This window comes from Nocardia sp. NPDC060220 (assembly GCF_042727815.1).
GTDB lineage: Bacteria > Actinomycetota > Actinomycetes > Mycobacteriales > Mycobacteriaceae > Nocardia.
The window spans coordinates 1-10119 of the sequence record NZ_JBHWZY010000171.1; the positions used below are offsets into that span (position 1 = coordinate 1).

12 protein-coding genes and 1 pseudogene are annotated in these 10119 nt (G+C 67.5%); 5 read left to right on the top strand and 8 right to left on the bottom strand.

Going from position 1 to position 10119, the window contains the following annotated elements:
- From ACFWF3_RS11605 to ACFWF3_RS11615, 3 genes are all read right to left on the bottom strand, one after another.
- Window positions 1–311, bottom strand: a 311-nt coding sequence (locus tag ACFWF3_RS11605; protein ID WP_379313605.1) for an acyl-CoA dehydrogenase family protein, incomplete at its 3' end; no start/stop codon positions are given.
- Between the two features lie 170 nt (window positions 312–481).
- Window positions 482–1141, bottom strand: coding sequence for a TetR family transcriptional regulator (locus ACFWF3_RS11610; protein ID WP_379313606.1), 660 nt, complete (start codon window positions 1139–1141; stop codon window positions 482–484).
- A gap of 35 nt (window positions 1142–1176) precedes the next feature.
- A complete protein-coding gene (locus ACFWF3_RS11615) occupies window positions 1177–1767 on the bottom strand; it encodes a TetR/AcrR family transcriptional regulator (RefSeq protein WP_379313607.1) in 591 nt (196 codons plus the stop codon).
- Window positions 1768–1963: 196 nt separating this feature from the next.
- On the opposite strand from ACFWF3_RS11615, the gene ACFWF3_RS11620 reads away from it, so the two are divergent.
- The 4 genes from ACFWF3_RS11620 to ACFWF3_RS11635 are packed head-to-tail and all read left to right on the top strand — an operon-like array spanning window position 1964 to window position 5555.
- Window positions 1964–2791 (top strand): alpha/beta fold hydrolase, encoded by an 828-nt coding sequence (locus ACFWF3_RS11620; RefSeq protein WP_379313608.1) that lies wholly within the window; start codon window positions 1964–1966, stop codon window positions 2789–2791.
- A gap of 13 nt (window positions 2792–2804) precedes the next feature.
- A complete protein-coding gene (locus ACFWF3_RS11625; RefSeq protein WP_379313609.1) occupies window positions 2805–3044 on the top strand; it encodes an alpha/beta fold hydrolase in 240 nt (79 codons plus the stop codon).
- Window positions 3013–4596 (top strand): hypothetical protein, encoded by a 1584-nt coding sequence (locus tag ACFWF3_RS11630; RefSeq protein ID WP_379313611.1) that lies wholly within the window; start codon window positions 3013–3015, stop codon window positions 4594–4596. Before ACFWF3_RS11625 ends, ACFWF3_RS11630 begins: the two co-directional genes overlap by 32 nt.
- Window positions 4593–5555, top strand: coding sequence for a hypothetical protein (locus ACFWF3_RS11635; protein ID WP_379313612.1), 963 nt, complete (start codon window positions 4593–4595; stop codon window positions 5553–5555). The genes ACFWF3_RS11630 and ACFWF3_RS11635 overlap by 4 nt, the downstream gene beginning before the upstream one ends.
- 18 nt (window positions 5556–5573) lie before the next feature.
- Here ACFWF3_RS11635 and purE read toward each other — a convergent pair whose 3' ends face one another.
- Window positions 5574–6083, bottom strand: coding sequence for a 5-(carboxyamino)imidazole ribonucleotide mutase (gene purE / locus ACFWF3_RS11640; RefSeq protein ID WP_379313613.1), 510 nt, complete (start codon window positions 6081–6083; stop codon window positions 5574–5576).
- A 43-nt stretch (window positions 6084–6126) separates the two neighbouring features.
- Window positions 6127–7350 carry a 5-(carboxyamino)imidazole ribonucleotide synthase gene (locus ACFWF3_RS11645; protein ID WP_379313615.1) on the bottom strand — a complete coding sequence of 408 codons (1224 nt, stop codon included), beginning with the start codon at window positions 7348–7350 and terminating at the stop codon, window positions 6127–6129.
- 39 nt (window positions 7351–7389) lie between these two features.
- Here ACFWF3_RS11645 and ACFWF3_RS11650 point away from each other — a divergent pair, with 39 nt between their 5' ends.
- Entirely contained in the window at window positions 7390–7932 is a 543-nt protein-coding gene (locus ACFWF3_RS11650; RefSeq protein ID WP_378995423.1) for a GtrA family protein, read from the top strand.
- Between the two features lies 1 nt (window position 7933).
- On the opposite strand, the gene ACFWF3_RS11655 is transcribed toward ACFWF3_RS11650, so the two are convergent.
- The 3 genes and pseudogenes from ACFWF3_RS11655 to ACFWF3_RS11665 all read right to left on the bottom strand — a co-directional run.
- On the bottom strand, window positions 7934–9241 hold the full coding sequence (locus ACFWF3_RS11655) for a sensor histidine kinase (protein WP_378995421.1): 1308 nt from the start codon (window positions 9239–9241) through the stop codon (window positions 7934–7936).
- A gap of 7 nt (window positions 9242–9248) precedes the next feature.
- Entirely contained in the window at window positions 9249–9947 is a 699-nt protein-coding gene (locus tag ACFWF3_RS11660; protein WP_056818039.1) for a response regulator transcription factor, read from the bottom strand.
- 41 nt (window positions 9948–9988) lie between these two features.
- Window positions 9989–10119 (bottom strand): annotated as a pseudogene (locus ACFWF3_RS11665) (PH domain-containing protein); the annotation flags it as partial.

The following is a 10119-nucleotide window of genomic DNA, read 5'->3' on the forward strand; positions in this document are numbered from 1 at the left end:
GGGCCCATGGTGCCGAGCTTGTTCACGGCGGGGATCAGCGAGGACGAGCCACAGACGCGGGCGACTTCCTCGATCACGATACAAGTGGCGACCGAGTCGGCACCCTGGCCGCCGTAGGCCTCCGGCACGTGCACGGCGTTGAAGCCCGCGGCGTTCAGCGCAGTGAGCGCCTCCTCCGGGAAGCGGGCGTTGCCGTCGACGTCCTTGGCGTAAGGAGCGATTTCCTTCTCGGCGAGGCCGCGGATGGCGCCGCGCAGCTCGTCGTGGAAGTCCTCGAGCTTGAACAGATCGAAGTCGGGGTTACCAGCCATCGGGGGCACACTCCTGGTCGTGGTCGTGATCGCTGCGGTCTCACAGCGCGTGTGGCGTCGGCACGCAGTGCCAATCTACTGAGGATTATACGCGCGGCACTCTATCGCTACATGCGGATATATGGGTGGCACTCAGTGTCACCGCTGAGCGCTTCGGCTCGGGGTGGCGCTCACAGGTTACCGAGGCGCGCGGTGAGTAGATCGGCCACCTTGCGTGGCGGCATGTCGCGGGGGAACACGGCGAGCACCAGGTCGTCGGACTCGCTCGGCGCCCTGCGCCCGCGCGGGATCATGGCCAGTTCAGTGCGCAGATCGGCGAGCGCAGCCCCCGATTCGCCGCGCACCATCCGCCGCAGCAAGTAGTTGTGCGTGGCGGTGACGGCGGCCGTGTACTGCACCCGGACCAGATCGGGCACCTCCGGCAACCGGCCGCGCAGGAACTCGGTGAACAGCCGCTCGTACCGGAACACCGTCACGATCTCGCGCTCGCGCAACGCGGGCACCCGCCGCACCACCTGATACCGCCGCGCCGCGATGTCGCGCCACTGCGTGAACCGCTCGAACACCCCGATCACGGCCTCGCACACCGCTTCCCACGGATCCCCGTCGACCCCTTCCAGGAATTCCTGCGCCGAGGCCAGCTGGAACTCGTGATCAGCGAAGATCACATCCTCTTTGGACCGGAACTGCCGAAAGAAGGTCCGCCGCGAGATCCCCGCCGCCACCGCGATCTCATCCACCGTCGTCGCCTCGTACCCCCGCTCGGCGAACAACCGCAACGCCTGATCAACCACCGTAAGCCGAAACTGCGCCGCATCATCGTGTGCCACGGGGAACAACCGTAGTCACTGCCGTGCGGCGCGATTCAGGCAGGCGAATGCGGCGGCACCGACTGCCCGGCGAATGCGGCGACCAGCCCGGCCATCCCACCGACGACCTGGTCGGGCGAGCCACCACTCGCGAGACGGCGCAACTGGAGGCCGACCAACGTTGCGACCGCCAGCGGCGCCGCCGATTCGGCGTCGGCGACACCGAGTGCGCGCAGGATCGACACGGCGAGGCGGTCGTAGATGTCGAAGAACTCAGCGGTCGCAGCATGCAGGGCCGGATATCTGGCGGCCTGAACGAAGAGTTCGAACCACGCGAGGTGGTCGCCGCCGAAGTCGGTATCGGTGACGATGCCGCCAAGGATCTCACCCGCCTGAGCCAGGTCGATCTCACCTGCGGCGGCGCGGTCGGCAAGCTGAGTGAACTTGACGGTCTCCGCGGCGACGAAGGCGGCCATTCCCGCTTCGACGAGGTCGCGTTGGGTCGAGAAATGGTAGGTGAGGGTGCCCAGCGAGATGCCCGCCTCGGTGGCGATCCGACGATTGGTCACCGCTGCCGCACCGTCGGCGCCCATGATCCGGACGACCGCCCGGATGATGCGCTCCCGAGTGGGCTCCGACTGTGACATGAGTCTCTCTTCCCGCGGCAACTCACGCCGCGCTATCGTTGATTCGTTCGTTCGAACGAACGATAGCAAAGGATCGGAGCATTCGATGGCCTCAGCCGTCCAGCCCACCCCCTTTCGGCAGGCGCGATTCCGGGATCTTCCCGCCAGCCCCGCCCGCCCGCATTCCTTTCTCCAGTTACCACCGATGGACCTGCCGATGAACTCGTCCGAGTACGGGCGGATTCGCATTCGATACCGCACCACCGGAACCGGGCCGCCATTGCTGCTCGTCCACGGACTGATGACCACGTCCTACTCGTGGCGATACGTCATGGCCGACCTCGGCGCACATTTTCGTGTGGTGGCGGTCGACTTGCCGGGCTGCGGCGGCAGTGACGCGCCCACGGGCGCCACATTCCGTTCCGCCGAGATCGGCGAATGGCTGGGCGAGTTCCAGCGCGCCCTCGGCATCGAAAGGTGTGCGGTGGTGGGCAATTCGCTCGGCGGGTTGCCGGTGCTGCACCGCGCGCTCACCGACGCCGATGCGTTCCGGAAGGTGGCGATCCTGCATTCGCCGCTACTGCCGGAAATCAAGCACCGCGCGCTCGCCGCCGCGCTGACGGTGCCCGGCGTCGCCACCGGGCTCGCGGCGTATGTGCGAAGACGGCCGTACCGGTGGGCACACCACCGCACACACTATTTCGACGAAACCGTGAAGTCACTGGAGGAGGCGGGAGAATACGGTTCCCCGCTGGCGAGTGCCGCGGGCTCACGGGCCTTCGTTCGACATCTCCGTGACGGCCTGCGCCCCGACGACTTGGCCGCTCTCGGTCGCACACTCAGCGAACTGGACAGCTTCCCGGTACCGCTGCTCGCCGTCTACGGCACCGAACCCGATCCGATCGTGTCACCACGGGTAGCCGACACACTCGCGACCCACCTGCCGTCCGCGCGGATGGTGCGCGTCGACCGGACCTCCCACTTCGTTCAGGTCGACCGACCCGACGCGGTCGTCGACACCCTCGTCGAGTTCCTGCACCCTTGAAAGGACTGGGGCCATGGCTTCTTTCACGGACGAATCGGCCGATCGGATCCTGGATCTCACCCACGGTCGGGTGCGCGTGCGCATGGACGGACCGGGGGCGGCGCCACCGTTGCTGTTGATCCACGGCTCACCGTGCTCACTGGAATGGTTCGATCAACTCGCCACGCTGATGTGCGACAGCTTTCTCGTCGTGCGCGTCGACCTGCGCGAACCAGGTCGCGATGGTCACCGAAGTGCTCGACCGCCTTGGTAGCGCCGAGATCGCCGCGGTAGCGCATTCCTTCGGCACCGACATTCCGATCGACCTGGCAGAGGCGGGGCGTGCGTGTGCTGTCGTACTGATCGATCAGGCACTCGACTTCCGCTGCGCGACTTATTCTCCCGGACTCATTACGGAATCCCGTCCCTCGCAGATCGGGATCGCGCAGCGGGCGCCGGCGTTCGCTGTTCGGCTCGGTTCGCGACAGGGTTTCGCGCCGGGGTTGCGGTACGCCTCGGTACCCGGATTCGCCGATGTCGTGGTACGCGATTTCCGCGGCTTCACTCCGTCGGTGGGCCGGATCGCGCTGGTCGACCGCGCGCGGGAGCTGGCCGCCCGTCCTGCGAGAGTTCCTCGACTGATCGGTGCGGCGAACGTGCGCGGTGGTCAGCGCGATCGGCGTAGGCGTATCGCGGCAGCCGGCGAACGGGCCGATATCCTTCCGAATCGAGGTCTGAGAAGGTCCGAGAAGGGTGGGGATGAAAATATGAGGTCCAAGTTCTGTTTGCCGGCGGTGGTGCTGGCCCTGGTGGCCTGTGGTTGTTCGGAGACCGTCCAGGGTGCGGCGCACCCGGACAGCGCGACTCCCCCGGCAACCGCGTTCGGGGTGCCCGTCCCCGCCGCCGACAAATTGACGTTCGACACCCTCGATCGGGTGCGGTCCGTCGATCCGTGTGGGTTCGTCGATCGGGCCCGGGTCAGCGCTGAAGGTGTGGTCTCGTTGTTCGGCCCGACCACCCAGATCGACCAGTGCGCGATTCGCTTCACGCCGAACGGCGCGCGGAATCCGTCGTATCTCTACCTCGATCTCGGCCATACTCCGATGGCCGGCAACAACGAGGCCCGGCAGATCTCCGGGGAAACGATCTCGGTCGAGGGGCCGAACACCCACGGCAACTGCGCATTCAGCGTTCCGCTTCGGTTTCCCTTGGCCCCCAAGGCATCTGGCCAACCCGATATCGTCGAGGTGCCCACTGTCGCCTACGCGAAGGTGTCGTCGTCCGGCTTCGACTCGGCAGAACTCGGATGTCGGCTGGGCGAGCAGCTCGCGGGCGATATCGTCGCGGCCTTCCGCAACGACAAAATCCCGCTGCGCTCCGCTGCGCTGACGCCCGTGTCCGATATCGAGCTGTTGCGACACAACCCCTGCGAAATCGTGGCGGCCATGCCCGCACAGGTTCCACTGACCCTTCTCAACGCCGAATTCGACCCCACCCGTTGCAGTTTCATGGTCGACGGACCACGAGAACTGTCGGAAGCCGCATCGGTGTCATTCGATCTGACCCGGCGGCCGCTGGAGCCGACCAGCGCGACCAACCATCTCATCGACGTCGGCGGCGTTCCCGTGCTGATCTCGCGGGACGAGACGATCCCGCCGCCGACGTGTGTCGAATCATTCGCTGTCGGTCCCGAACTCGATCCGTCCGACGGAATCGGCGACACCTCCGGGAGCAGAGTCCAGCCGATCGTGCGGATCACGAGCCTGTGCACGATCACCGAACAATTGCGGCCGGCCGCGATGAAGCTGTTCGGGGCTGTCGCGTGAGCGCGCGGCGCGCCATCACTGTCGCGCTGAGCCTGGCTACGGTCTTGTTGTTGTCCGGCTGTCTCAGTACCGATGGCATCGCGACTCCCGAAGGAGCTCGATATCGCGGTTCACTGGTCAAGGGCAACGGCAACCCCGACCCCGCCCTGATCATCGAGCAGAGCGAGCAGGACGCAGCCCGCCGTATCGATCCGTGCTCTTTGATCGACATGGCCGCGGCGAGCACGCTCGGGACCGTAATCTACACCGGCCCGGAACAATCCCTCGGCGATTGCGAGTTCGTGCTCGCCGACCCCACTGGCCCGGTTATCAGCCTGTCGGTATCGATGTCGACAATGCCGGTATTCACCAGCGCCACCACCACTTATGGCTCCCGCGTCGGATCAGTCGGCGGTGGCGGCAACCTGTGTTCGATCGCCGTTACATACAACGAGCAACGGGCTTTCCAGTACTTCACTTCCGGCGTCGCAGGTAGCGATACCTGTCCCGAGTTGCGCAGAGTCGTCACAGCGTCGGTGCCGCTGTTCGACCGACCCGGCCTGCGCGTGACACCGTTGAAGGATCCGTGCTCGTTCCTCGATACGTTGTATCCGGTCGAGCAGAAGTTCTTCCTGGTCGGCCTGAACCCGTCGACCTGCGACTACTCGCTCGGGGAACGCACCCCCAACGACGGAAACCGGTACGTGGTCAACACGATTACGATGAGCCGCGCCCTGGTCGACACCCCGCTGTCGACCGGTCGGCAACTCCTGCTTGCCGGTGTCGCCGCCATCGAGAGCTCGAGCGGCGAAGATCGTTGCGAGGTCACGGCTTTCGTCGGGATCGACAAGCCTTTCACCCGACCGGGCTGGGACGGCGAACCCGGCACCTACGTCGAGGCGATCAGCGTGCACGGACACGGCTGCGCCACCATCCGCGACATCGCGGTGGCGGCGATCAAGACCTACCGCGCCTCCTAGCCCGTCAGCTGCCCGGGTTCAGCCGCCGAGGAGTTTGGTGCGCAGGGCTTCGTCTTTGTCGAGGACCATTTTCTCGAGGCCGGCCTGGAACTGTTCCATGCGGGTGCGCAGGGAGTCGTCGGAGGTGCCGAGGATGCGGGCGGCCAGCAGGCCTGCATTGCGCGCGCCGCCGATGGAGACGGTGGCTACCGGGACGCCTGCGGGCATTTGCACGATGGAGAGGAGGGAGTCCATGCCGTCGAGGTATTTGAGGGGGACGGGGACGCCGATGACGGGGAGGGGGGTGGCCGAGGCGACCATGCCGGGGAGGTGGGCGGCGCCGCCCGCGCCCGCGATGATCACCTTCAGGCCGCGGCCCGCGGCCTCACGGGCGTAGTCGAGCATGCGCTGGGGGGTGCGGTGGGCGGAGACGACGCCTACTTCGAAGCGGATGCCGAATTCGGCGAGGGCATCGGCGGCGGCTTCCATGGTGGGCCAGTCGGAGTCGCTGCCCATGATCAGGCCGACCTGGGGTCCGTTGGTGCTCACGTGGGTTCCTTAGGGGTCGAAAACTGTGGTGGCAGAAGTGGTGTCACGCGCCGTGCGGGTCCCAGCCGTCGGTCCAGACGGCGTGCGACATCCAGTGCGCCGCCCGCTCGGCCTTTTCCCTGACCTCGATGGCGTCGTCACCGAGGACGTTGAGGTGACCGATCTTGCGGTCGGGCCGTTCGCCCTTGCCGTAGAGGTGCACCTTGGCCTCGGGCAGGCGGGCGAACAGGTGGTGCAGGCGCTCGTCCATCGACATCTCGGGAGCCTCGGCCGCACCGAGGATGTTCGCCATCACCGTCACCGGGGCGAGCGGCGTCGTATCACCGAGCGGGTAGTCCAGGACCGCGCGCAGGTGCTGCTCGAACTGGCCGGTGCAGGCACCGTCCATGCCCCAGTGGCCCGAGTTGTGCGGGCGCATCGCGAGCTCGTTCACCAAGAGCTCGCCGTCGTGGGTCTCGAACAGCTCGACGGCCATGACGCCCACCACACCCAGACCAGCGGCGAGCTCCAGCGCCATGGTCTCGGCGCGCGCGGCGAGGTCCTCGTCCAGGTCCTGGGCGGGGGCGATCACCACGGCGCACTGACCGTTGCGCTGCACGGTCTCCACGACCGGCCAGGTCGCGGCCTGCCCGAACGGCGACCGCGCGACCATCGCCGACAGTTCCCGCTTCAACGAGACCTTCGACTCGGCCAGCAACTGCACACCGTGCGCGAGCTGGTCGGTGACCAACCGGGTGGCCTCGGCCGCGTCGGCGGGCATCCACACGCCACGACCGTCGTACCCGCCGCGCACGGCCTTCAGCACGAACGGCCAGCCGTGCTCGTCACCGAAGGCCACCGCGTCCGCGGGCGCGGCGACCTCGACGAACGCCGGAACCGGCAGACCCAGCGCGGACAGCTTCGTGCGCATGGCCAGCTTGTCCTGGGCGAAGATCAGCGCCTGCGGCGGCGGCGCCACGTTCACGCCCTCGGCGACCAGCACCTCCAGGTGCTCGGTCGGCACGTGCTCGTGATCGAAGGTGAGCGCGTGCGAACCGCGCGCTGCCTTTCGCAACGCGGACAGGTCGTCGTGGCTGCCGAGCACGACGTCGGGGGTGACCTGGGCGGCGGGGTCGTCCGGCCGCTCGGCGAGCACCCGTAGACGCTGGCCCAGGGCTACCGCGGCCTGGTGCGTCATACGCGCGAGCTGACCCCCACCGACCATCGTGACGGTGGGCATGGCTGACGGATCGAATGAACGTGCACTCACGTCGTGCAATGTTGTCATGTCGAATGCGAATGTTTGCGACCGGTACACTCAGAACTCGTGTCAATCGTCGACGACGTGGTCAGCGTCCTTCCCCCGCGCCTGCGAGAAATCGCGATCAGGCATAAAGAGCTGATCAAATTCGCCCTCGTCGGCGCCACGACGTTCGTGATCGACAGCGGCCTGTACTACCTCCTGAAATGGACGATTCTCGCCGACAAGCCGCTCACCGCCAAGATCATCTCGGGCGTGGTGGCGGTGATCGCTTCCTACATCCTCAACCGAGAATGGTCGTTCAAGAATCGGGGCGGCCGGGAGAAGCATCACGAGGCGCTGCTGTTCTTCGCGGTGAGCGGGATCGGGGTGGTCCTGGCCAATATCCCGCTGTGGATCTCGATCTACGGGCTCGATCTCCGCGAACCCCATGTGAGCTTCGTCGTCGCGAACGTGGCCGATTTCTTCAGCGCGTTCATCATCGGCAACCTGCTGCAGATGGCGTTCCGTTTCTGGGCGATGCGGCGCTGGGTGTTCCCCGACGAGATCGACGAGATCGTGGCCGAGTTCGAGGAACTGGTCGAAGAAGAGCACCTCGGCCGAGCCTGAGTCAGCGCGGCTCGGTCAGGGTCGCGTTCTGCGGGCGGTTGAGCTTGGAACCCAGGAACACCGCGAACAGGGCCGGACGGCGCCGCTGCAGCTCGAGCCGACCGCCGTCGGCCTCGACCAGCGCGCGGGCCAGCGCGAGACCGACACCGGTCGACCCGCCCGCGGAGAACCCACGATCGAAGATGTGCGGCGCCAGTTCGTCGCGCACACCCTCGCCCTCGTCGGACACCTCCACGCAGATCAGCGGGTCGCGAGAGCTCATCGTCGGGACCGTGCGCACCGAGATCGTGCAGGTGCCGCCGCCGTGCATCAGCGCATTGTCGACCAGCACCGCGACCGCCTCGCGCAGCCGCGAACCGGTGATCGGGGCCTGTAGGGACTCGTCGCCGAGCAGCAGCAGTTCGCGCCCGGTCTCGTGGAACGGGTGGGTCCACTCGGTGACCACACCGCGCAGTTCCGCCATCACCGGCACCGGATCGCGGTCGGTGGCGTCTTCGTCGCGGGAGGCGCGGACCAGGTCGTCGATGGCGTCGGTGAGCCGGTCGACCTGCGCCATCGCCTCCTCGGCCTCGTGCACCACCTCGGGGTCGGCGTGGGTGGACAACTCGTCCAGGCGCAGGCGAACAGCGGTCAGGCGGCTGCGTAGCTGGTGGGAAACGTCGGCCACCAGCGCGTGCTCGCGTTGCAGGCGGCCGGCGATCTCGACGGTCGCCGAATCGAGCACATCGGAGACCCGGTCCAGTTCGGCGATGCCGTGGCGGCGCGGATCGGGCCGGAAGTCACCCATCGCCAGCCGGGCCGCCCTGGCGGCCACATCGCGCAGCGGGTCGGCGACGCGGCGCGCGGTCACCACCGCGACCGAGAACGCCGCACCCAGCGAGGCGAGCACGGCCAGCGCCACCGCGGCGACCGCCTGCTCCTGCCGGGAATGCATCGGCCCGGCGGGCACCTCGAGCCGCAGCGAACCGGACGTGCCCATCGACAGCGATTCGACCAGCGGATCCGCCACCTCCGCGACGCCGATATCGGTGCGCGCGGCATTGTCGTGCGGGGCCGGATAGACGATGGTGAGCTTGCCGCCCTCGGGGACCAGCGCGCTCATGGCGCGCACGTCGAGACCGTCGTGGACGGTCCCGTCGACCCGTTCCTGGGCGATCACCTCGGTCGAGATCCGGTCGAGGCGACTCTGCAGATCGTTGCGGGTGATGTCTTCGACCCACAGCCACGCGGTGTAGATCAGCGGCACGCCGAGCACCACCGTGGTGATGGTCAGCACGGTCAGGATCGAGCGCAGGATGCGACGGCGCACTGCGGCGTCAGCCTCGGTGCGAGGTGGGGCCGTCGGTATTGAGCCGGAACCCCACACCGCGCACGGTGACGATGCGACGCTCCGCCATCGGGCCCTCGTCGCCGATCTTGCGACGCAACCAGGACATGTGCATGTCGAGCGTCTTGGAGCCGCGCAGGTCGGCGTCGCCCCAGACCTCGCGCAGGATGGTCTCGCGCGCCACCACCTGGCCCGCCCGGTCGATGAGGACCTTGAGCAGCTCGTACTCCTTGTTGGCCAGGTTCACCTCGGCCCCGTTGACCAGCACCCGCCGCGCCGCGGGTTCGAGCCGGATCGCGCCGACCTCCACCGCGTCGTCCCCGATTCCGCTGCGCCGCAACAGGGCTCGCACGCGGGCGAGGAGTTCGGCCAGCCGGAACGGTTTGCCCACGTAGTCGTCGGCGCCCGCGTCGAGGCCGACGACGAAGTCGACCTCGTCGGTGCGGGCGGTGAGCATCAGCACGGCCAGATCGGCCCCGCTCGCACGCACCTGCCGACACACCTCCAGCCCGTCCATGCCGGGCAGGCCCAGATCGAGGATCAGCAGGTCGTGGTTGCCCTCGAGGGCGCGGCGCAACACCGCCGGGCCGAAGCGTTCGACGGTGACGGTGTAGCCCTCACGCCCCAGTGCACGCGACAGGGGTGCGGCGATCGCCTCGTCGTCTTCGGCCAGCAGAACAGCGGTCATCTGCACAGGTTAAATGTTTCTGATCAGCGAGGACGGGCAGCTCACCGGTAGCCGCCGCCCCAGTGCTGCTCGTTGGCGGACCGTCCCGCCTCGAAGACCTGGTGGTAGAGCAGCGAATGGACCTGCTGAACCTGGGGCACGTCGTCGTACTCGAGCGGCTCCTCCGAGGAGG